Annotated in this window: 23 protein-coding genes; 8 read left to right on the forward strand and 15 right to left on the reverse strand. The window is 38.9% G+C overall.

Annotated elements, in window-relative coordinates; translation table 11 throughout:
- Positions 1–12 precede the first annotated feature (12 nt).
- The 9 genes from PSE83_RS01990 to pth form a co-directional block, all read right to left on the reverse strand.
- A complete protein-coding gene (locus PSE83_RS01990; protein ID WP_272660612.1) occupies positions 13–912 on the reverse strand; it encodes a hypothetical protein in 900 nt (299 codons plus the stop codon).
- 49 nt (positions 913–961) lie between these two features.
- The gene (locus PSE83_RS01995; protein WP_004264096.1) at positions 962–1,585 is read right to left on the reverse strand and encodes a fimbrial protein; all 624 of its coding nucleotides are present in this window, start codon (positions 1,583–1,585) and stop codon (positions 962–964) included.
- A 33-nt stretch (positions 1,586–1,618) separates the two neighbouring features.
- Positions 1,619–2,380, reverse strand: a complete 762-nt coding sequence (locus tag PSE83_RS02000) for a fimbria/pilus periplasmic chaperone (protein ID WP_136135199.1) — start codon at positions 2,378–2,380, stop codon at positions 1,619–1,621.
- Positions 2,381–2,408: 28 nt separating this feature from the next.
- A complete protein-coding gene (locus PSE83_RS02005; protein WP_272660613.1) occupies positions 2,409–4,934 on the reverse strand; it encodes an outer membrane usher protein in 2,526 nt (841 codons plus the stop codon).
- Positions 4,935–4,972: 38 nt separating this feature from the next.
- Positions 4,973–5,503, reverse strand: a complete 531-nt coding sequence (locus PSE83_RS02010; RefSeq protein ID WP_272660614.1) for a fimbrial protein — start codon at positions 5,501–5,503, stop codon at positions 4,973–4,975.
- A 72-nt stretch (positions 5,504–5,575) separates the two neighbouring features.
- Entirely contained in the window at positions 5,576–6,109 is a 534-nt protein-coding gene (locus tag PSE83_RS02015) for a fimbrial protein (RefSeq protein WP_094962509.1), read from the reverse strand.
- 93 nt (positions 6,110–6,202) lie between these two features.
- Complete coding sequence (locus PSE83_RS02020; RefSeq protein ID WP_004264112.1) at positions 6,203–6,541, reverse strand: helix-turn-helix domain-containing protein; 339 nt, start codon at positions 6,539–6,541, stop codon at positions 6,203–6,205.
- Positions 6,542–7,484: 943 nt separating this feature from the next.
- Positions 7,485–8,576, reverse strand: a complete 1,092-nt coding sequence (gene ychF / locus PSE83_RS02025) for a redox-regulated ATPase YchF (RefSeq protein ID WP_094962511.1) — start codon at positions 8,574–8,576, stop codon at positions 7,485–7,487.
- Between the two features lie 102 nt (positions 8,577–8,678).
- Positions 8,679–9,269, reverse strand: coding sequence for an aminoacyl-tRNA hydrolase (gene pth / locus PSE83_RS02030; RefSeq protein ID WP_110591647.1), 591 nt, complete (start codon positions 9,267–9,269; stop codon positions 8,679–8,681).
- A 300-nt stretch (positions 9,270–9,569) separates the two neighbouring features.
- Between pth and ychH the strand changes: the two genes are divergently transcribed.
- Positions 9,570–9,842 carry a stress-induced protein YchH gene (ychH, locus tag PSE83_RS02035; protein ID WP_004910602.1) on the forward strand — a complete coding sequence of 91 codons (273 nt, stop codon included), beginning with the start codon at positions 9,570–9,572 and terminating at the stop codon, positions 9,840–9,842.
- 303 nt (positions 9,843–10,145) lie between these two features.
- On the opposite strand, the gene prs is transcribed toward ychH, so the two are convergent.
- Genes prs through lolB form a run of 3 tightly spaced genes read right to left on the reverse strand, consistent with a single transcriptional unit; the run spans position 10,146 to position 12,678 of the window.
- Positions 10,146–11,093 (reverse strand): ribose-phosphate diphosphokinase, encoded by a 948-nt coding sequence (gene prs, locus PSE83_RS02040; RefSeq protein ID WP_004910604.1) that lies wholly within the window; start codon positions 11,091–11,093, stop codon positions 10,146–10,148.
- Positions 11,094–11,149: 56 nt separating this feature from the next.
- Positions 11,150–12,025, reverse strand: a complete 876-nt coding sequence (gene ispE, locus PSE83_RS02045) for a 4-(cytidine 5'-diphospho)-2-C-methyl-D-erythritol kinase (RefSeq protein WP_272660615.1) — start codon at positions 12,023–12,025, stop codon at positions 11,150–11,152.
- Positions 12,022–12,678, reverse strand: coding sequence for a lipoprotein insertase outer membrane protein LolB (lolB, locus tag PSE83_RS02050; protein WP_004264131.1), 657 nt, complete (start codon positions 12,676–12,678; stop codon positions 12,022–12,024). The genes ispE and lolB overlap by 4 nt, the downstream gene beginning before the upstream one ends.
- A 623-nt stretch (positions 12,679–13,301) precedes the next feature.
- On the opposite strand from lolB, the gene hemA reads away from it, so the two are divergent.
- From hemA to PSE83_RS02085, 7 genes are read left to right on the forward strand one after another with little or no spacing between them, the layout of a single operon-like run.
- Positions 13,302–14,564, forward strand: a complete 1,263-nt coding sequence (gene hemA, locus PSE83_RS02055) for a glutamyl-tRNA reductase (RefSeq protein ID WP_004264133.1) — start codon at positions 13,302–13,304, stop codon at positions 14,562–14,564.
- Positions 14,565–14,595: 31 nt separating this feature from the next.
- On the forward strand, positions 14,596–15,678 hold the full coding sequence (prfA, locus tag PSE83_RS02060; protein ID WP_004264135.1) for a peptide chain release factor 1: 1,083 nt from the start codon (positions 14,596–14,598) through the stop codon (positions 15,676–15,678).
- Positions 15,678–16,511, forward strand: a complete 834-nt coding sequence (gene prmC, locus PSE83_RS02065; protein ID WP_094962514.1) for a peptide chain release factor N(5)-glutamine methyltransferase — start codon at positions 15,678–15,680, stop codon at positions 16,509–16,511. The genes prfA and prmC overlap by 1 nt, the downstream gene beginning before the upstream one ends.
- Before the next feature lie 22 nt (positions 16,512–16,533).
- Complete coding sequence (gene sirB1 / locus PSE83_RS02070) at positions 16,534–17,343, forward strand: invasion regulator SirB1 (protein ID WP_036958727.1); 810 nt, start codon at positions 16,534–16,536, stop codon at positions 17,341–17,343.
- Positions 17,344–17,388: 45 nt separating this feature from the next.
- On the forward strand, positions 17,389–18,243 hold the full coding sequence (gene kdsA, locus PSE83_RS02075) for a 3-deoxy-8-phosphooctulonate synthase (protein WP_004255137.1): 855 nt from the start codon (positions 17,389–17,391) through the stop codon (positions 18,241–18,243).
- Positions 18,244–18,255: 12 nt separating this feature from the next.
- Positions 18,256–19,158 carry a TIGR01212 family radical SAM protein gene (locus tag PSE83_RS02080; protein WP_004255134.1) on the forward strand — a complete coding sequence of 301 codons (903 nt, stop codon included), beginning with the start codon at positions 18,256–18,258 and terminating at the stop codon, positions 19,156–19,158.
- A 20-nt stretch (positions 19,159–19,178) separates the two neighbouring features.
- Entirely contained in the window at positions 19,179–19,913 is a 735-nt protein-coding gene (locus tag PSE83_RS02085) for a tetratricopeptide repeat protein (RefSeq protein ID WP_004255132.1), read from the forward strand.
- Positions 19,914–19,963: 50 nt separating this feature from the next.
- Here PSE83_RS02085 and dauA read toward each other — a convergent pair whose 3' ends face one another.
- The 3 genes from dauA to PSE83_RS02100 all read right to left on the reverse strand — a co-directional run bounded on the left by dauA (position 19,964) and on the right by PSE83_RS02100 (position 23,729).
- The gene (dauA, locus tag PSE83_RS02090) at positions 19,964–21,697 is read right to left on the reverse strand and encodes a C4-dicarboxylic acid transporter DauA (RefSeq protein WP_110591652.1); all 1,734 of its coding nucleotides are present in this window, start codon (positions 21,695–21,697) and stop codon (positions 19,964–19,966) included.
- Positions 21,698–21,987: 290 nt separating this feature from the next.
- Complete coding sequence (locus PSE83_RS02095; RefSeq protein WP_232062734.1) at positions 21,988–22,377, reverse strand: hypothetical protein; 390 nt, start codon at positions 22,375–22,377, stop codon at positions 21,988–21,990.
- Positions 22,378–22,385: 8 nt separating this feature from the next.
- A complete protein-coding gene (locus PSE83_RS02100; protein WP_004255123.1) occupies positions 22,386–23,729 on the reverse strand; it encodes a phosphatase PAP2/dual specificity phosphatase family protein in 1,344 nt (447 codons plus the stop codon).
- Positions 23,730–23,790: the final 61 nt, after the last annotated feature.

Raw genomic sequence — 23,790 nt, forward strand, 5'->3', positions numbered from 1 at the left:
AGATTTAATTTTTTAATTAATTACAATAGATAAAATAGCATTTCCTACCCTCGAACCTGGCTCGGGATTTCCTAATGAAGATAGAGTTGAACTAACGGAAAAGGTTAAGTTTGTATTTTTTTTAATATCCGCTTGAACTAAATTATTCAACATACATTTTCCTGAGACACATACATCTAATTGACTTTTTACACCATGTAATAAATCAACTTCATTTTCAGGTAAAAATTGAAATGTGGCACTCATATCGCCAGTACACGATATATCCCCGTTAATTTTTGCTATATTTCCATTTATATTATTTGAATTGACATTGCCATGAGATATCGTTAATGGCATAGATACATTGCAAGAAGGCAATACTGGGATCTCAGGGACATTAACTGAACAGGTTGTTCCTACATCTTTTCCATTCACAATTATTTGTAAGCATGTATCAGCATAACCTGTTGCTGATGCATGGTAATCGAAGAAATTTATATATCTAACATCAAACTGCCCAAACTTAACGCCGAAATCGGGTAATACTTCACTACAGTGCTTAGGTGTGTTTCGTGTAACTGAATAGTATTTAACAACACCTACATTATATATACTACTAAATCCAACTAGTAGAGAAATACTTGGTGTTGCCATAGAGCTTATAGAGCCTGTCGATGAGCGACCAGTCGCAATAACTGTAATATTACACTCAGTATTCGTGCTGTTTTTTATCTCATCTGGAATATATAAAAAATAAGGGCCTAACGTTTTTGGTATAGTATAGTATGCATCATTAATAAGATTATGTAACTTACTTGTGGTGTATATACTGTTAGGATTTAATGGACTTGCACTAGTTTTATTATTAATTATAAATAGTAAAGCTAGCATCATTATTTTAAAAAAATAAATATTTTTACTTTTTAGCATTACGCTATTACCTATCAATTTTATAAATTATTATCGTGATGCTATGACGTTAATCATATAGCATTTCAAAAGCAATTAAAGCAGAAAAAGCACCAGGTATGAGTGGACCGGACGTTCTTATAGCTGAGACATAATAAATTAGGCTATTTTGGCCCGATGCAATTAACGTTGGGTTACTTTCTTTACCTATTGGTAATATTTCTCCTGCTGAATTTGCTACTTGCAACCCAAAGCCGTATGCCCCGTTGACTTGAATAATATTTGAATGTTCAGGTTCACTTGCCGCTAAAAATTTGATTTTGACCGCAGGCTGTGTGCTACTCCATACTGTTTTTCCAGTTTGGAAATTTTGAAGTTCAGTTTGAACTTGCAAGCAATTTAACAACTCAATTTGGAATGGAATAGGTTGCATCACTTGCTCAGAAGAATTTAGATCACTAAATGATAAATTTCCTAGCGAAACGGATTGGTTACTAGATTTCATAGCTAATTCGCATGGGTTTTCAGTTAAAGAGCCTGAAACATGGATAACCCCATGCTGGCCATCAACCTCCCAACCATCTGTAGGCCTGAATAGATTATTATTGTCAGCAACAGCCGGCAATACTGTGGCTAAGCAAAGTGAAATGACTATATATTTTGAACGTAACCAACGATATATTTTTGAGCTCATAAATATGTCCCCATTTAGCTTTATATTCCTTTACTATTTATTTAATAAATTTTTTGTAATAACAGAGCAGATTGTATTTTTACAATCAAAGGTTAATTTTGGGCGACCACCATAATCATTAATATAAGTAATCACGGGGGTATTACCTAATTGCTCATTTGTCATTCCAATATTGATCTCACTAAAGGGCGCAATCATAATTGGATTAAATTCTTTCGCATCCGTATTTGCATGGGCCCCTGCATTAATTATTGTGATGTAATAAGGCGTTGGGTTTTTGGCAAAAACAAGATTTCCTTTCTTTTCAAGCTGCATTTTTTCTTGCCATGGCGCACTGTTTTGCTGTGGTGCAATTGCTTCTGGACGATAAAATAATTTTATTTTTGTTTGTAATGCAATCTGTAAAGTATTTGGTTTATCACTCTTAGGTGGAATCTCTCGCATATTAAAATAGAATAAAGACTCTCTATCCTGAGGTAAGTTTTTTACATCGGGTAGAGCTTCAATTTTCATTTGACTAGATTTTCCTGGTTCTAATCGTTGAACTGGTGGTAATACAATTAATGGTGATGTTATTTTTTTACTTTCTTCATTTTCAATCCAACCTTGAGCAAGATAAGGAAGTTGCTTATTATTATTATTAATATTTAAAGAGATTGACTTGTTCTCTCCATCAAAGATGACTCTTGTTCTATCTAATGATACCGCAGCCTCTGAAAAAGCACTTAGGGTTAAAGGCCCTAAAAAAATACTCATTAATGTCTTTTTGATATTCATTTGGTTATTACCTTTCATATTACTTTTATCTATTTAAACTAAATAATCATTTGACTATTGCTTTTACTACCTCGTTGCATGGAAGTAATAAATTATCTTGAATTTCTCGATTCATTAATTCAGAGGGAAAAATTATTTCACATGACATATTTTTACCCCATGTAACATTCATTATTTCTGAAGGATGAACACCGCTTATATAAGTATTACCTAAATCACCTACAATCCCAACGTTTTGCTTTTTATGATTTGTTACTTGAGCTCCTAATGGTGGATGAGTACCATCAGTAAGTACGATAACAGCCATAATTTTCTGACCTGAAATAACCGAAAATGAACGATATCCAACAGCACCTTCAGTTAATGTTGCTTGAATAACAGATTGTTGGGCATCTATATCATCAGGTAGCTTATTTAAATCAATTTGCGCTTTATTTCGATAGTAGCTACTGACATCTGAAATAACTGCTTTCCCAAATCGGTTTGATTCAACAGGAACACCAATACCACGAATCGTAATATTTGGAACATCATCAGTATCAACTAATATACGTGCTCCCCCGAGATTATTTATTCTATGTGCAACCGTACCTTTTCCTGTTAAGGTCAAGCCACCTGAAGTGGAAAGGCCAAAAGCACTATATTGGTTATTTATATGATTCGCATTGGCTGACCAACGAGCATTGTCCCCTTGATGTGAAATAAAAGCACTTGCGGTTCCTCCTTTTCGATTTGCACCTGCACTTACCTGATAATTTGTTCTATCATCCAATCGGTCATAATAAGAAACACGATTAGTCGTATCATAGCGGCTTGTATTCATCGAATAACCAACATTTGCCCCATTACTTAGTGGGAAAGATAATGATACATAAGCGCTATCATCGGTCACACCATTATAAAAACTACGATTTGCAGATAAGCTAATACTCATATTTTTTATTGGGCCGATATCCATATATTTCGATAGCATTAAACTGTAATAATCATTATCTTTTTTATCCCAATACGTCTGATGGTTATAATTTAAATATAATGATAACCCTATATCCTGGAAATTCTTATTTACAGATATAGTGTATAGCTCTTTGCTTCCATAGTTACGTAGCCCTGTTCGTTGGGTATTTAAGAAATCACTCATGCTCATATAACTTCGTTCTGAAAAACGATAACCTGCAAATTGTATCTGGCTATCGAACTCTTCAAATCGTTTAGAATAGTTAACTCGGTATGAGCTCCCACTTAATGTCCCTTCACCGGATAAACGGGCGATAGACTGAGTAACATCAAATGAAAGTGCACCGAATGCGAGTAAATCCCGCCCAAATCCCATTGATAGCGCATTATAATTTTGGCTATTCAAACTACCGCCAATTAAAGACCAACCATTACTAATACCCCAAGAAAATTCACCTGTAATGAAATTTTCCCCTTCACTTTGGCGCTCGGTATTCGTTGGCTGGCCTAGCGCAAATTTATATTGAACTTGCCCAGGTCTTGTTAAATATGGCAAATTTGCGGTATCAACTTGAAACTCTTGAATTGAACCATCTTGCTCTTTAATGGCAACATTTAAAGTTCCTGTTATGGCATCACTTAAATTTTGGATACGAAAGGGACCCGGCGCAACTTGTGTTTCATACAGTATCCGTCCTTGTTGCATGATCGTCACTGTAGCATTACTTTGTGCTATCCCTGTTATTTCAGGGGCATATCCACGCAAGTTTGGTGGCATCATGCTTAATTCAGATTGCAAGCTTGCACCAATAAATCTAAAGCCATCAAAAATATTTGAAGCCAAATAGTCTTCACCCAGTACGAGTTTAGCCTTTAATTCAGATAGAGCTCGGTATGCATAAAAACGGTTCCATGTGAAATCAGATTGGTCACGTCCTTGGCTTCCTGTTGTATGGTTATAGCGGCTTTGCCAATCAGCTCTAAACCGCCAAGCACCTAAATTGATACCTGCGACACCGTTACTATTTACTGAGGATGAATTTGCTCCTCCATTATAGGAATTAGTGGCATTAGCATTCACATTATAATCAATAAGTAATGCTGATATTCCATTGTCCCAGCGAGAAGGGGGATCCCAGTTTTCTGATGTGTATTCTAGGTACGCTTGTGGAATACTGACATATAGAGATGACGTAGCTAAATCACCGCGCAGTAATAATCCCGGCAAGCTGTTTTCATTAAGGCATTGCCCTTCATGCCACCATGTTAATTTTTTTTGCGACTCAGAAGTAAGCCCGAGTAGCTTAACTATTTCTGGAGATAAACAAGGCTGACTATTATCAGGATCATACTCACCAGTATAATAGGGGATGCTAATGTCAGATATTTGTTCGTTATTGATTTTTAGCGTAAAGTTATAAGCTCCGGGCATAATATAACCCGCACGAGAGAATTGGTTTAAATCAATGTTATTTTTGTCTTCTAAATCTAAAACATCAGTATTGAATTCAATATGATTATCTGCATTGATAGTTAAAGTCACACAACTGATTGTTAATCCAATAAGAATACTTAACCATTTTAATTTTGGTGTATAAATAGGTAACGAAGACATAAAATATTCCTAAAATCTAACAATAATTTATTTATTATTTAGTAATAATCTAGTTTAAAACGCAGTGATGTTTGATACTGCCCAGCACGTAACGGTGTTTTATCTGAAATAACTTTTAACTGATAATTCAAAATATATTTCCCAGCTTTTATATCGTTCGGTAGTGTTTTTTTTCCTGGGTAAATATGTACTCCTTTCGAATCAGTTAATAATAGTGCTATACCTTGTGCTGACCCCGATACTGAAAAAAAATCCCCAGTAACAGGCCCATCAAATGAAACTTCAAATGTTTTCCATGGTTCACCTGTATAAGATGTTAGTTTGCAACCAATTAATGTAATAAAAAAATCATGTGCTTGTCCTTGTCCTTTTTGCTGTATTAATGATAGTGGTAAAATTCCCATGTCAATGGATTGTTCATAAGAACCAGTATCAATACTACATGCCGTATCCATAATGCTACCTTGCATTATCAGATCCATTGAGTTATTTGCAGAAGCATTTTTAAAAAAGGGTAATAGTAAAAAAAAACACAATGATAAAATAACTTCTTTTTTCTTTGTTATCATATTATAACCATTAAAATATACACCACGAGGTCTATCAACCCCGTGGTGAGATAGCATCTTATAAAAATTTATTTAATTATATGCTAATGTAAAATTAGTAACTGCTTGGAATTTCCCTGGTGTTACTGGAATAACTTTGCTTTGCGCATCAACTAACTGAAGTCCAATTAATGATGCTTGGAATTTTAATGTGTTATTCCCTTCAACATAATTTTGTTTTGCGCCAGAGTTAACTTTAATTTGAGTACCCGATGAATTCATGATCTTCACTGCGGCACCAGTAGCATCACCTGTAATCTGTAAATAACCTGTATCTTTCCCCGCTTCAGTTCCCTTGAAAGTTACCGCAACTTGATTATCACCTTTTAGGTTACAGCCTTCTAATTTAATCTGAAATGGTTGTGCTGATGATTCACCACCGTTATCTAAAGTCACATTAGATACTTGGCCTAATGGAACTTCTTGATTCTCTTCACCAGGAGCAATAGAGCATGGCGCTTCAATAATAGAACCAGAAAATGTTACCGTTCCACTCCCTGCATCAACAGCTAAAGCAGATGTACTCATTAAACCAGAAATCATAGTTGCTAAAATAATTTTTTTCATTTTTTCCTCAAACGATAAGTATAGATATACATATAAATATTTATATGCATTTTTTTAATAAAAAAATATTTAAATAAAATATATTTAAATGGACTAATAAAAATAAATTGTATCAGATGCTGATATCTTATTTTTTAAAGAAATTACATCATCCGAAGGGGATTTTTGAACTTCAGCAATAATAAGCTTAATGACTCTTTCAAATGGACAATCGAGTGCTACGCTTAAATTAAATAACATATCAATACTAATTTTATTTATTCCACGTTCATAACGTGACATTTGTTGCTGTGAAACATTTACTTGTTTTGCTAGTTCACAAGCAGAAATACCATTCTCTTTACGTATTTTTCTTATAACTAATCCACAGTAAATAGAAAATAGATTATCTTGTGTTTCATATTTGGATATGACTCTATTAACTTTACTCATAATTAATAACAAGGTCTCAGTTTAATAATTTATAATTTGTTGTGCTCTTATATATTCCCTTTAAGTGCTTACAATTATAATGAGTAGTATTTTTTAAATCAAACCACGAAAAAGAATAGAGTCTATTTAATTGGCTATATTTACACTTTTTACAATTCAGTTGTTTTTCTTATCTAACAATAAGTTATAAACATTTAAAGTTTTTAACAATTTTTTTAAAATCAAATTTAGAAGTTAGCTTGTTAGTTTATTAGGCTTGGTTTGACATAAAAAAAAGTATTTTTATCTGAAATTAACAAATTTTAATAAATCCTCTTAGATTGTAACAAAATAACTTGATTTCAATCAAAAACACACACATAAGGAGTGATTATGTAATTTGAAAAACGAAAGACTTTAGAAAAAAGACAGTAAAATCAAGTGATTAATTAATACTCTCATTTGGAGTAAAAATCTACAAAAAAATACAATTAAATCATTATAGTAGCTAGCAGAGATGATGTGTGGCTTCTTATCATTACATCAATAGCCTTACTTATCTAAATATTTATACCTCCATAGCCGAGACACTATAGGGTTCTATCTGCTTAAATTTTTTGTTACGGGCTCTTCTAGCTTACTTTATATCTAGTAAGAGAGTTACTGCAGAGTAGTAAACAAGTACGGATATGTGTCGTTTTTTACCATAATGTTTTATTTTAAGATATGACTTAGGGCGGTCATTAGTCTGATATTTTTTAACTTGGCTTTGTTAGCCTGTAAATTCAAATTGTTATGAAAGTAAGCTAGATTCTATTTATTTAGAAAGAGAAGGAGAACCAATAGTGAGTTTTTATGATATAACAGGAGGGAAAACAGCATAGTATTATATTTATAAATTAAATATTATGCTGTTTTTTGATTAATGATACTTTTTAGTTGGGTGCAAATCTAAAATATAGGCTTACACATTAAACAGGAAGTTGAGCACATCGCCGTCTTTCACGATGTAATCTTTTCCTTCTGCGCGCATTTTACCTGCTTCTTTAGCACCTTGTTCGCCACGGTATTGGATAAAGTCATCAAATGCGATAGTTTGCGCGCGAATAAAGCCTTTTTCGAAGTCAGTATGGATTTTACCCGCAGCTTGTGGCGCAGTTGCACCAACAGGGATAGTCCACGCACGCACTTCTTTAACACCGGCAGTAAAATAGGTTTGCAGGTTTAATAACTGATATCCAGCACGAATAACACGGTTAAGACCCGGCTCTTCAATACCTAAATCCGCCATAAATTCATCGCGCTCTTCGTCTTCAAGTTCTGCGATATCAGACTCAATCGCTGCGCAGACAGGAACAACCACAGAGCCTTCAGCTTCTGCGATTTTATACACCACATCTAAGAACGGGTTATTTTCAAAACCATCTTCATTAACGTTAGCAATGTACATGGTTGGCTTTAATGTTAAGAAGCTCAAGTAGCGGATAGCCGCTTTATCTTCATTAGATAAATCTAATGTGCGTAACATGCCTGCTTGCTCTAAGTGCGGCAAACATTTCTCTAATGCTTCTAATTCCGCTTTTGCGTCTTTATCGCCGCCTTTTGCACGTTTTTGGACACGGTGAATAGCGCGCTCACAAGTATCAAGGTCAGCAAGTGCTAATTCAGTATTAATGACTTCAATATCTGCGGCAGGGTCAACTTGGCCTGCAACGTGAATGATATTGTCGTTTTCAAAACAACGAACAACATGGCCAATGGCTTCGGTTTCACGGATATTCGTTAAAAATTGGTTGCCTAGGCCTTCACCTTTGGATGCACCTTTCACTAAGCCCGCGATATCAACGAATTCCATAGTCGTTGGTAATATACGCTGTGGCTTCACAATTTCAGCTAATTGATCAAGACGTGGGTCTGGCATTGGCACAACACCCGTGTTTGGTTCAATTGTACAGAAAGGGAAGTTGGCTGCTTCGATGCCGGCTTTGGTCAATGCATTAAATAGGGTGGATTTACCCACGTTAGGCAGACCAACGATACCGCATTTAAAACCCATATGTTTCTCACCTTAATAGCAAGGGGCAGTCTCACGCTGCACCCAATGTTTAGAAATTGGCGCTGATTATACACAAAAAGTTGATTCGGATGAAATGAACTCTTATGCGGTTGCTTTAAAACCATGTAAACGATTGATGGCTTTGTCCATCCCATCAGCCAGGAGAATATCTGTGCACCTAGCTGCTTCATCAATCGCATCATCAATGAGCTTTTGTTCAGATAAAGGCGGTTTGCCCAAAACAAAACCAACAACTTTATTTTTATCACCCGGATGACCAATACCAATGCGTAAACGATAAAAATTCGGGTTATTGGCGAATTTGCTTTGAATATCTTTCAACCCATTATGCCCGCCATTACTGCCACCTAACTTCATTTTAGCCACACCTGGTGGTAAATCGAGCTCATCATGGGCGACTAAGATCTCATCGAGATTGATGCGATAAAAATTAGCTATAGCGGCAACAGATTTACCACTTAGATTCATAAAGGTGGTTGGAACCAGCAGACGGATATCGTTACCATTCATATTAATGCGAGCGGTATAACCAAAAAATTTAGCTTCTTCTTTCAATGGCTGATTATGGCGCTCAGCCAGTAAATCAACATACCATGCACCTGCATTATGGCGCGTTTGTGCATATTCAGCACCTGGATTGGCAAGTCCAACAATTAACTTAATTTTGCTCACGGCGATGATTTCACTATCAGTTATGAAAATAATGCCTTAGTTTACCTTGTGAAATACAGGATGTACAAAATTGTGATAGATAAAAGTCACTATGATTATAATTGCCGAATAAACTATTCGGATTTTCTGGGTTTTTGATAAAAAGCACTTTTTGTACAGATATTCTTGCTAACTTCCTTCCTTGTGATGTCTATCGCAAAAAATTTTACTTAATGCACTATAATCATTACATAAATATAAAGTATGACCGAATTTATTTACACATGCTTGCTTATCAGTTTACTGGTACTGGAGGTATATATGAAACGGAAAAGCGCTCATCTTCTTGGTAATGTCTTCATGGGAATCGGAATGGTGTTGATGATCGGGAGTATTGGTGTCAACTTATTCTCTCATATTGTTAACTTAGGCCTTTCAGAACTTATTACCAATGGTTCCTTATTCGGCATTTTTATCGGTGCGATGGTATGGTTAGTCGGTGCAAGGATCGGCGGCCGTGAAAAAGTTGCAGACCGTTACTGGCAGTTAAAACAACAATATCATTCACGCAGAGATAATCACCGCTATCCATAAATAGCCTAGAGCAATTAATTGCTGATAATGGTGAACAAGTTTGATAATTAGGCATTAAGAAGAGTGAAATTCCAAAGAATTTTGCTCTTTTGTCGTGAAGATTGTGAGTTATTTTAGATGGCTATTTTTATCGTTTTATTACGTGAAATCACCACTATGATTGGCGATAGAATATAAACATAGGCATCGATGGTTTCTTTCCTGCCAAAATCATAAAGCCCCTGCAAATTACATTGCAGGGGCTTATATTTTTTATTGTGACTTTTTCATTATGGTTGAACGCTAAAACCCAATATTGGAGAATTAGTGCTCAAACATTGCTGAAATTGACTCTTCGTTGCTGATACGACGGATAGCTTCAGCTAACATACCTGAAAGCGTTAAGGTGCGAACATTGCTCAGCGCCTTGATTTCAGGAGAAAGAGGGATAGTGTCACAAACAATGACTTCATCAATGACTGAATTTTTGATGTTGTCTACAGCATTACCTGAGAAAATCGGGTGTGTTGCGTATGCAAATACACGTTTAGCACCACGTTCTTTCAGTGCTTCAGCTGCTTTACACAGAGTACCACCGGTATCAATCATATCGTCCACTAAGATGCAATCACGACCTGAAACATCACCAATGATATGCATAACTTGAGAAACGTTCGCACGTGGGCGGCGTTTGTCAATAATGGCCATATCAGTGTCATTCAGGAGTTTTGCGATAGCTCTAGCACGTACCACGCCGCCGATGTCTGGAGATACAACGATTGGGTTTTCCAAATTCTTCTGTAACATATCTTCCAGAAGAATAGGGCTACCAAATACATTATCCACAGGAACATCAAAGAAGCCCTGGATCTGCTCTGCGTGTAAATCGACAGTGAGCACACGGTCTACACCTACACTTGACAGAAAATCGGCAACAACTTTAGCGGTGATTGGTACACGGGCAGAACGTACGCGACGATCCTGTCTTGCATAACCGAAGTAAGGGATAACAGCGGTAATACGACCAGCAGATGCACGGCGTAGCGCATCGACCATAACAACCAGTTCCATCAGGTTATCATTGGTTGGTGCACAAGTTGACTGGATGATAAAAATATCACCACCGCGAACATTTTCATTAATTTGAACACTGACTTCGCCGTCGCTAAAACGACCAACAGCCGCGTCTCCAAGATTAGTGTAAAGGCGGTTAGCAACACGTTGTGCTAGTTCCGGTGTAGCGTTACCAGCAAAAAGCTTCATATCGGGCACGAGAAAAACCTCAGGCTTGCGTCCAGAGAGATATTGTTGACCAATAGCGACAAGGCTTATTGGTGCAATACACGGGTTATCCCAGCGCGGAACTTGTGCAGTGGGGAAACGTTAACGCCTTGAGCGACGAACCCTTGCACCCACGATGGGGCTTTATTTAACACCTGCAGGGCATCCGCTTGTGTTTCAAATTCAGAAAAAACACATGCGCCTGTTCCTGTAAGGCGAGACGGAGCATATTCTAACAGCCAAGAAACAAGCTGTTCAACCTCACGAAAACGTTTTCTTGCGATTGGTTCGCAGTCATTTGCGTACGGAGCCAGTAATAATGCGGCTAGGGAGCGTTTTGGAGAATTTCGATTTAATTGTGGATCTGTGAAGATCATCGGGGTTGATATTTCAATTCCGGGATGAGCGACGAGATACCATTTCTCTTCAGGGGAAGCTTTGGTTAAAATATCACCAATCCCTTCAGCGAAAGCGGCATGTCCACGAACAAACACAGGAACATCAGCACCTAATGATGCACCTAATTCTGCAAGGACTTCATCAGAAACCTGTGTTTTCCAATGTTCGTTAAGCGCAATTAAGGTTGTTGCTGCGTTTGATGAGCCCCCACCAATACCACCGCCCATGGGCAATACTTTATGAATACAAATATCAGCCCCTAATGGGCCATCGTGCTGTAAGGTATCGTGGCAATAGGATTGTAATAATTTAGCTGCCCGTAAAATTAGGTTTTTTTCGGGGGGAACCCCTTGCATATCAGTCAATAAATTCAGTTGGTCGTCATCACGTGTTGTAATGGTGATTTCATCACCATAATCAACAAATTGAAATAGAGTTTGTAACTCATGGTAGCCATCAGAGCGTTGGCCTGTGATGTACAAAAAAAGATTTAATTTTGCCGGAGAAGGCCATGTTAACGTCATTTCTTCAGTGTCCAACTATCCATTTTTAATTTGATAAGCCTGTCCCCTTGGCGTAGCTCTAGGTAGTTTGGCAGCATAGGTACCGTTTTGCTGTCATAGGAAATGTAGTTGAGCTGCCATGTTTCACCATTGCTTTTAAACGTGACACTTTTCAGCAGGTGGTTTTCATCTAAGGTAAAGTCTGTCGCACGTCCCGGTGAGCCTGTTAACCAAGCGGTTAGGTCATCAATGGGAATTTCCATACCAGTAAGTTGATAGATAAGCTCGCTTGGAACGTCACTCATATGGGTTTGGCCATCTTTAGTGGTTAACCGAGCTAAATCAGGTTCAACGGTAAGCTCAAGTTCGCGACTACCTAATGGGTTGGTCAGCAACAAACGGTACTTTTCAGGCGTATATTGTTGCCAGAAAAACTTAGCATACGTTTTTGTTTCTCCGCCGTTATAGGCAAATGAGCCACGGGTTTGGTAGTCACGTAACTGACTTAATTCTTGTTGATGTGCTTTCCATTTCGCATCGGATGCGGAGCTGGTTCCTTTCGTGGTCGTTTGTGACGTTGTCACGCACGCGGTTAGCAAGACGCATGAAAGTGGCAATAGGCGAAAAAAATGCTTATTTATGTGCATAAAGGGCAAAGTTTGAGTTAATTGCATATCAAATCTCAAAGTTGTATTGGGCGCTGATAGCAGTCTCTAATTGAGTTACTTGCATTTAAAGAAGTTCAGTTTAGCGCGTTAAGGCCATCAGAGTCATCTATTACACCAGATGATATACCTAGCGGATAAAAATCTGTAAGTGATTTACAGTTTGTATACAAATAACATAGTGTATTGACAGGGAAAATGGTTCCCTAAAAATGTTATTCTGCCAATTCAGGTTGGGTTCATGCGACGTTAAGTTATCAGGATAAACCTCACCAGTCACCATTTGCTTTCTGTGCGAAATAATTGCATCCTCTATGCATCTTATTGCAGTTAATTTATCATTGTAAATAATGATATGGCTGATAATCAGTTTCATATAGCATAAATAAACGATAAAATTACGATCAGTTGTGATTGGTAAAATAACCATTACGTCTGTTTTTTTCGGTTTATTTTTTGGCGTGGGTCATCTTTCTGAAGGATAGGCTTATGCAAACCGTAGAAAGAGAGACGCGGATCATTTACAATAGAACAATATAAATAACAGTATTGCTAAATTGGTGGGGAATCCCCATCGAGCATTACTGAAAATAATTAGCACTGTAAGCAATGTGAGTAAGTCGTAAAGCACAATGACCTTATTAGCCTTAGGCATCAACCATAAAACAGCACCAGTAGCCCTGCGTGAGCGGGTGACATTTGGTCCTGAAAAAATTGACCATGCACTTGAGGAACTTCTCAAACAGCCTCAAGTGAATGGTGGCGTTGTGCTATCTACCTGTAATAGAACTGAGCTTTATTTGAGCCTTGAATCACAAGAACGGGCTCAAGAACAGCTAGTAAAATGGTTGTGTGATTTTCATGGTATAACCCAAAAAGATTTACAGCCAAGTTTATATTGGCACCAAGACGACCGAGCGGTGAGCCACCTAATGCGTGTGGCGAGTGGCTTGGATTCATTAGTTTTGGGTGAACCACAAATATTAGGGCAAGTAAAAAAGGCGTTTGCACTTTCGCAAGGTAACCATTCGTTATCAAGCGAACTTGAGCGTCTTTTCCAAAAATCATTTTCTGTTGCAAAACGTGTGCGTACAGAAACCGATATTGGCGCGAATGCAGTTTCTGTGGCATTTGCTGCTTGTACACTTGCTCGTCAAATATTTGAATCACTTAAGCATTTAAATATTTTGTTAGTTGGCGCAGGGGAAACTATTGAACTTGTTGCACGTCATTTGCGCGAACACGGCGTACAAAAAATGATGATAGCTAACCGAACACGTGAACGGGCGGAGCTATTGGCCAATGAGGTCAATGCACAAGTCATTTCGTTATCGGATATTGATAACCGTTTAGCTGAAGCGGATATTGTCATTAGTTCAACGGCGAGTCCTTTACCCATTATAGGGAAAGGGATGGTCGAGCGCGCAATGAAAATACGCCGTAGTAAGCCGATGTTATTAATTGATATTGCCGTTCCTCGAGATATCGAACAAGATGTTGAAAAATTAAGAGATGTTTATCTCTATACTGTGGATGATTTGGAATCTATCATTGCACAGAACCTTGCTCAGCGAAAAGCCGCAGCCGTTGAAGCTGAATACATTGTTGAGCAAGAAAGTAGCCACTTTATGGATTGGTTGCGCTCACAAGCGGCAGTGTCTACAATTCGCGATTACAGAGAACAAGCTGAGGCCATTCGGGCAAATATGACTGAAAAAGCGTTGACGGCTATCCGTCAAGGTGCAGACCCTGAGCAAGTGATCATGCAATTATCGCAACAATTAACCAACCGCCTTATTCACGCTCCAACCAAGTCTTTGCAGCAAGCTGCAGGAAATGGGGATGTAGAGCGTCTAAATCTACTTAGGGACAGCTTAGGGCTGGACCATCAATAACCACATTTTAATCATAGGTCTTATATAACGAATGAAGCCTTCTATTGTCGCAAAACTAGAAGCATTACAAGAACGCTACGAAGAAATTGAAGCGCACCTTGCTGATGCAGGTGTAATTGCCGATCAAGACCGTTTTCGTGCTTTATCAAAAGAATATGCTCAATTGTCTGATGTCGCTAAATGCTTTAGCGCATGGCGCACAGTACAGGATGACATCGAAACAGCTGAAATGTTGTTAGACGATCCTGAAATGAAAGAAATGGCTCAAGAAGAGCTTAAAGAAGCCAAAGCGCGCAATGAAGAGCTCGAACAGCAATTACAATTGTTATTGCTTCCGAAAGATCCTGATGATGAATATAACTGCTTCGTTGAAATCCGTGCGGGAGCAGGGGGAGACGAAGCGGCAATTTTTGCGGGTGATTTATTCCGTATGTATAGCCGCTATGCAGAAAACAACCGCTGGCGCGTTGAATTAATGAGCACGAGTGATGGTGAACATGGCGGTTTTAAAGAAGTTATCGCGAAAATTTCCGGTGATAGCGTTTATGGTCGCTTAAAGTTTGAGTCAGGCGGTCATCGTGTTCAACGTGTCCCTGAAACTGAATCTCAAGGCCGTATCCACACTTCTGCTTGTACTGTGGCTATTTTACCTGAACTGCCAGAAGCTGAGTTACCTGAGATCAGCCCTGCGGACTTACGTATTGATACCTTCCGTTCATCGGGAGCGGGTGGTCAGCACGTTAACACCACAGATTCTGCAATTCGTATTACCCATATTCCAACAGGTATCGTTGTTGAGTGCCAAGATGAACGTTCACAACATAAAAACAAAGCGAAAGCGATGTCTGTGTTAGGTGCGCGTATTCGCCAAGCAGAAATGGATAAACGCCAAGCCGCGGAAGCCTCTGAACGTCGTAACCTGTTGGGTTCTGGTGACCGTTCTGACCGTATTCGTACCTATAATTTCCCTCAAGGCCGAGTGACTGACCACCGTATCAACTTAACGTTATACCGTTTGGATGAAGTAATGGAAGGAAAGCTGGATTCACTTATCCAACCTATCATCAATGAATACCAAGCAGACCAACTTTCTGCGTTGTCTGAGCAGGAATAATGCAATATATCGAATGGGTCAAGCAGGCAGCGAATCGGCTGTCTGCAAGTGACAGTGCGAAGCGAGATGCTGAAATTTTACTGGAACATGTCACAGGCCGCAGTCGTACCTATCTTTTTGCTTTTGGTGAAACAGAACTCAAAGCCGAAGAATTCCAACAAGCTGAATTACTTTTACAACGCCGTGAGAAAGGTGAGCCTATCGCCTATATTATCGGTGAACGTGAGTTCTGGTCTCTTCCTCTTTATGTCTCTCCTGCAACACTAATACCTAGGCCAGATACTGAATGCATTATTGAACAAGCATTATCTAGGCTAACAGAGCAAAAAAATCAAATTTTAGATTTAGGCACTGGGACAGGGGCGATTGCATTGGCTTTGGCGTCAGAGATGCAACAAAGTCAGGTTATTGGTGTTGATTTTAACCCTGATGCAGTTGCTTTAGCACAACGAAATCAGCAGCGTTTGAATATTTCAAATGTCAAATTTATACAAAGTAATTGGTTTTCTTCACTATCAATTCAACAATTTGATATGATTATCAGTAATCCACCCTATATTGATGAAAATGATATGCACCTCAGTGAAGGTGATGTGCGATTTGAGCCGTTAACCGCTCTAGTGGCGAAGGATGAAGGCTTAGCTGATTTAATGCATATCATTAAAGAATCTAAAAAGTATCTTAAAAATCAAGGGTGGTTGCTTCTTGAGCATGGCTGGACACAAGGTCTTGCGGTGCGTGATTTATTTAAAGTACATGGGTACACCAAAATTGAGACTTGTCTTGATTATGGTGGAAGAGAGCGAATTTCACTCGGTCAATGGAATGGTTAAGTGGCGTAGCAGTGGGAATGTAATGAAAACCATAGCGAATATAGAGTTTAATCAACTCCCTTTAAGTGAAGGGATCATGACTGTGTCACAATGTATCCGTCATGATTTCCCGCTGATGAAAGTGCAAGCTCAGTTAGATAGCTTAGTATCATCAGCCAAGTCTTGTATCGATTTAACTGCTGATAATGAAACAAAAATTCAGCAATTGACTTCACTTTTCTACCAAGAATGGTCGTTTGGTCCAGCTGAAGGAATTTATTTGTTATCGGATATGCTGTGGTTAGATAAAGTATTGTCATCTAAGCAAGGTACACCAGTGACACTCGGTGCTATCTTCTTGTATGTTGCCGAACGCCTTGGTATTGCGATTTATCCCGCTATTTTTCCTACGCAATTATTATTTATCAGTGAAAGAAATGATGGCAGCCAATGGGTAATTAACCCTGTTAATGGCGAGTCTTTATCATTACACACATTAAATTTATGGCTCAAAGGAACAGTTGATCCTTTTTCTGAATTTTACCATGACCAACTGGATGTAGCAGAAAACAGCGTTGTCATTCGTAAAATTTTTGACACATTAAAAGCGTCATTAATGGAAGAGAAAAAGATGGAATTAGCGTTGCGGGTTTGTGAAACGCTTCTGACTCTTGACCCTGAAGACCCTTACGAAATTCGTGACCGAGGGTTAATTCTGGCACATTTAGACTGTAATCATGTGGCATTGAGCGATCTCAATTATTTTATTGAGCATTGCCCAGAAGACCCTGTTTCTGAAATGATTAAAATACAAATTTATTCGCTGGATAACCATCCGGTCGTATTACATTAATTAACATACAGGCCTATCCCCTGTTTTAATATTTAAGGTAAGAGTATGCAACAGAAAGTAGTCAATATTGGTGATATCAATGTCGCGAACGACTTGCCGTTTGTGTTATTTGGTGGAATGAATGTATTAGAATCCCGCGATATGGCGATGAAAGTGTGTGAGCATTATGTCACGGTGACACAAAAGCTGGGAATTCCTTATGTTTTTAAAGCGTCATTTGATAAAGCAAATCGCTCATCAATCCACTCTTATCGTGGCCCTGGTCTTGAAGAAGGAATGAAAATATTCCAAGAGTTGAAACAAACATTTGGCGTAAAAATCATTACGGATGTTCATGAGCCAGCACAGGCCGCCCCTGTTGCTGAAGTCGTTGATGTTATCCAATTACCTGCGTTCTTAGCACGCCAAACAGATTTAGTTGCGGCAATGGCTAAAACAGATGCAGTAATTAATATTAAAAAACCACAGTTTATCAGCCCAGGGCAAATGGGGAATATCGTCGAGAAATTTATCGAAGGCGGTAATGATAAAATTATTCTTTGCGACCGCGGTGCGAACTTTGGTTATGACAATCTAGTGGTTGATATGCTTGGCTTTAATGTCATGGTCCAAGCATCAAAAGGCTGTCCTGTCATTTTCGACGTAACCCATGCACTGCAATGCCGCGACCCGTTCGGTGCAGCATCTGGTGGCCGTCGTGGCCAAGTTGCTGAGTTGGCAAGAGCTGGAATGGCGGTTGGAATAGCAGGTTTATTCCTTGAAGCGCATCCAGACCCAGACAACGCACGTTGCGATGGCCCATCAGCACTGCCATTAGATAAGCTGGAACCATTCCTGAAACAAATGAAAGCAATTGACGAAGTTGTAAAAAGCTTCCCAGAGTTAGATACAAGTCGCTAAGTTAGGCGGTTTATGCAACTCACTGAAGTCGTTTCTATGTTCGGCGCTGATTTACAGCGCCGATATGGTGAAAAAATCTATAAAATCACCTTACATGGTGGCTTTAATTGCCCGAACCGTGATGGCACCCTTGGGCGAGGAGGCTGCACTTTTTGTAATGTGGCCTCTTTTGCTGATGAAAGTCAGTCATCTCACACTATTAGTGAACAAATTCACCAACAGATCACCCGAATTTCCCGCGCAAAACGTTATTTAGCTTATTTTCAAGCCTATACCAGCACTTATGCCGAAGTAAGCCTATTAAAACAACTTTATGAAGAAGCCTTACTGCAAGCCGATATTGTTGGTTTATGCGTAGGAACTCGCCCTGACTGTGTCCCTGAATCCGTTTTGTCTTTGTTAGGCCAGTATCAACAGAAAGGCTATGAAATATGGCTTGAGCTAGGTTTACAAAGTGCTCATGATAAAACACTACATCGTATTAATCGTGGCCATGGTTTTTATGCATACCGACAAACAACGCAAAAAGCCCGTAGCCTTGGATTAAAAGTGTGTACGCATTTGATTTGTGGATTACCCGGGGAAAATGGCCAAATGAACATGGAAACACTTGATAAAGTGCTTGAATGCGGAACGGATGGTATCAAATTACATCCGTTACATATTGTTGAAGGCAGTGTGATGGCCAAAAGTTGGCGAGCAGGGCGCTTGGCAACGCTTTCTCTTGATGAATATACCCAAACTGCTGGTGAAATGGTACGTCATACTCCGACTGACATTGTCTACCACCGTATCAGTGCAAGTGCAAGAAAGCCAACTTTGCTCGCCCCGAACTGGTGTGAAAATCATTGGGTGGGAATGAATAATTTATATCAATATTTCTTAAAATGGGGAGGGCAAGGCTCCGCGCTTTGACTTCTTTAATGAGAACAACTATGAAATCAAATTTTTATAAAGCTATTATCGTTTCATCTCTAATTACGTTTTCTTTTCAAGCTGCTGCTCAACTTGATATTACTCCTGAAGATAAACAAAAATTTGTACAAACTCACCAAAAAGCAGTCAAGAAAGATGCTCTTGCTCAGTACCAACTTGCTCAAATGTATTTTTCCGGTTTAGGTGTCCTACAAAATTTTAATAGTGCGCGTTTATGGGCAAATGAAGCGGCAAAAAACGGTAATGCGGATGGTTATGCATTATTGGCGGATATCAATCTATTAAGTGATAGTTACTTTTCGCAGGAATTGGCTGATGCCCGTAAATACGCGACAAAAGCGGTTGAAATGGGCAGTACGCGCGGAAAAATCAGTTTAGCAGAGTCATTGATAAATCCAATTGCAGGCAAAACGGATTATCAACAATCTATAGAACTTCTTAATGAAGTTAATGCGTTAAATAACCCGGATTATTTTATTGCTCCAATTTTACTTGGTGTTATCTATTTAGATGGCAAAGGCGTTGCAAAAGACGAAAAGCAAGCACAGCAATGGTTTGATAAAGCAAATGAGATGACTTATCCAGGCTATGCAGAGTGGATGGCTGCGTTTAGATTTTCTGAAGATAACACAGGAACGGTGACCATCGACCAAGTTAAAGCAAAAAAATTAAGGGAAATAGCCTGCGAAAAAGGAAAAAATGCAGGGAATGAGATGTTTTGTTTTAGTGAGTGATAGCTAAACCGCCATGTGAAATAGCATGGCGGTTTGCTTTGATACCTAAGTTAAGGCGTTGTTGTTGATTTTTCTGTGTCGATAGAACCTGCCTGTTCGATAGCTTTAACGGCTTCAAGTGCATGATCCATTGAATTATAAAAGCTCAATACGCCTTCAATAGGTGTCACTTTCGCTCTTGCCAAAGTTTTTAATGGCTGGAACGGAATGTCACAAACTAAGACATGGGTATCTTTGCGTACGGCATCTATGAATTTTTCGAAAGCTTCTAAACCACCTGCATCTAAAACTGGCACTGCGTCCCATTGCATAATAATGGTTTCATAACCTGCGCTTTTGACGCGCAATTCATCGAAAATACGCTCAGCAGCAGCGAAAAATAACGGGCCATTTATTCTTACGACTAAACGGCTTCGCTCTTCGTCTGTTTCTGCGAGTTGTGTTGAACGGGTCATATTGGCAATACGCCGCATGAACAATAATGACGCGAGAACAATCCCGACAGTGATAGCAATAACCATATCAAATAGAACAGTTAGAGACATACATAGTACTAATACAATAATGTCATCTTTTGGCGCGCGTTTAATCAGGTAAACGACTTTGCCCGCAGCACTCATGTTCCAAGCCACTATCAATAGTAATGCAGACATTGCGGCTAATGGCAGATAAGAGAGCATTGGTGCAAGAACTAATAATGTAAGTATCACCAGTATTGAGTGAATAATCGCAGAAATGGGGGATGTAGCACCTGCACGGACGTTAGCTGCAGAGCGTGCTATTGCAGCGGTTGCTGTGATCCCACCAAAAAAAGGCGCCGCAATGTTCCCCACACCTTGGCCAATAAGTTCACTATTGGAATGGTGCTTGGTTCCTGTCATGTTGTCCAATACTACAGCACATAACAGTGACTCAATTGCGCCAAGTACCGCCATAGAAAATGCTGCAGGCATTAATGCGGTGATCATCGCCCAGTTGATTGGCGCACTTCCGGGGAGTTCCCATGGCAAAATAAACTGCGGTAGGATAGGGGGAATACCATTACCTTCAGTACCATCAGGCAATAAATAGCTAAATTCAGAACCGATAGTCGCGACTTCCATACCAAATAATGAAAGTACCCACATGACGAAAGTCCCGACAATAAGGGCTGGCAAATGGCCGGGAAGTTTTAATTTTAGTTTAGGCCAGAAGATAAGCACCAAAAGGGTTGAAAGACCAATTAGTGTGTCACTGTACTGAAAAGTGGGGAAGGTATTGCCAATAGCAATGAGCTTATCAACATAGTTTTCTGGGACATGCGCCATTTGCAAGCCAAAGAAATCTTTAATTTGCATGGTAGCAATGGTGATAGCAATTCCCGAAGTAAAGCCTAAGGTGACAGAAACGGGTATGTATTCAATAAACTTACCAAAGCGAGCAAACCCCATCGCAAGAAGTATGACACCCGACATCAATGTGGCGACTAATAACCCACTTAACCCAAATTGTTGAGAGACAGGATAGAGGATCACCACAAAAGCCGCTGTGGGGCCTGAAACGCTATAGCGTGACCCACCAGTTACCGCGATGACGATCCCAGCAATCGCGGCAGTATAAAGCCCATATTGAGGCGGAACACCGCTAGCGATAGCCAAAGCCATTGCGAGGGGGATAGCGATAATACCCACGGTAATACCCGCGATTAAATCCTTAATAAAGCGGGTAGCCGTATATTTTTCTTTCCAACAAGAATCTATTAGCGCACTAAAAGGGCGCAACCTATTAATTTTTTTTGTACTCATTATACCCTACCAAATAACAGGGTGAAAAATAAACGAAAGATGTACCTATAAGGATACGCTTAGCAATCTAAAAAAAATCTGTTATGTATCAATGAATCTGCAATTATCATAACGTTTTCAGTAACAAAAGTAAAAAACCGTTATATTATAAAGAAAAATAGTTAGAGTACATTTTATATGGCTATTTTTCTTTTTTAGACTGTATATGTGAATGATGTAATCGTAATTTTATTTTTTAAGTAGTAATTATAAATCATTATAAATAAATAATTAGTCAACACGTATAATGGCTAGATTGTTATGATTGCTACCAATAATCCTATCCATTGCAGTAGTACTAGCCCAAGAACACGTATGAAAAGACGTTTAGTCCCAGACCACCTTTGCTGCATCGTACAATGTTTAATTTTGCTTGGAAATAAAAAATTTAAAGCGTTATCAAAATGTTCTGTTTCATTATGTGTGTAGATAATTTTAAAGAAATGGTTATCTAGCCATAGGCGATATATATAATACTGGCAAATTATAAATATAATCACATTGACAAATAAAATATATTTAGGGTAATTAGAACCCAAAAATAAACTTAATTGGCAAAATAATGCTAATACAGACCCTACAGCAAAATAACGCCAACTATGAGTCAAAATAGTGATGACTTCACCTTGTTGTTTATTCATCAATGTATTCATTTTTTCACTCGGTTTAGGTGGTAATGGGTATACCAATAATTCAGCTGCTCTATCGTTGCTGTATTTAAAATCACTTGTGGGCGAGTTTGCTCAACTAATACTACGGCCCCTTCTATATTTTTAGCATCACCATGATGTACCAGCCATGCAACAGCCACAGTCGCACTTCGTGAGTAACCTAATTTGCAATGAATATATACCGCACCGTGTTTTACCAACTCATCCATAGTATGGACTGACTTTTCAATATCTTCCGCGCTTAGAGGTAACAAATCAATTTGCGGTTGGCTACAATATTTCAGCCCTTTACTATAAGAATTGCGAGGCCATTCGCAAGTCATATCTAAAACAGCTTGAGTTTGCAAAGCGTAAAGCGGGCGCCCTCCCAAAACAATATGTTTACTGACAATACTGGGTTGTGCGCAGTGCTTAGCGAAGTAATGATAGGTTCCCCAAGCAATCAGCCGGTATGGCAGCAATAAAATAGCAGCCGAAGGGGAAATATTACCTTCCGGTGTTTTTTGGAAAACGCTGGCTCCGGCTCCTAAGTAGCCAAGGGTAATAAAAAAGAGGGCAATAGCAGGCCATAATAGTAACCAGGCGAACCCTTGGAAGGTAAAAGCAAGAATAAAACAAGCAAGAGAACCGGTTCCATAGTTTTTACTCATTTTAAAACTGCGAGGAGAACCTGTGTAATGCCATTGCCAATGGGTTTGTATAGGAAGTAAATAGCTAATTAATAGGCCAACGACAAAGCCAGTGATGACATCAATAAAGTGGTGTTGCCATGTGGTTAGAACTGAAATTAAAATTAAAACAGACCAACTATGAAGTAACCATCTCCATTTTGTTGGTGTATGTGCTCGAAAACGTAACCATAGGATCCACAATAAAATAATATGTAATGAAGGGGCTTGGTTAAAGGGGAGATCAAATAACTCTAGGCTGTTAAACATCCAGCCAAATAGGCCATCAGTGCTTGGTCGAGGGAAACTAAACTTTAGTGGAAATAGCAAAAAACCAATACAAGCAACAAGAGAAGCCGTGATCAGCCGTAAGCCGTGGATGGTTTGTTCTTTACGGGTCGTGCAAATAAATAATGATAACCCATAGAATAAGTCAATGCTCCAATAGGGAATGATAGTCCAAGGAAGAAATGGGATATGTGTTTCCCAAGAAAAAACGATAGAGGGAACCTGGTCTAACGTTGCGGTATAGGTATTGACTTGGCCATAAGTTAAGAAGAAAAAAGGTGCTAGAAAAACTAACCATAGCAAACCAGACAGTATTATTTTGCGTCGAGGTACAACCTGTTGAGGTTCGCGGGTTGCAGTTATCATCCTTTATCCTATTCCTTAAATGTCAACGAACTGGTGGTGATATTAGTAAATGATTGGGAAA

The organism is Providencia sp. PROV150 (genome assembly GCF_028481025.1).
In the GTDB taxonomy this organism is placed as follows: domain Bacteria; phylum Pseudomonadota; class Gammaproteobacteria; order Enterobacterales; family Enterobacteriaceae; genus Providencia; species Providencia hangzhouensis.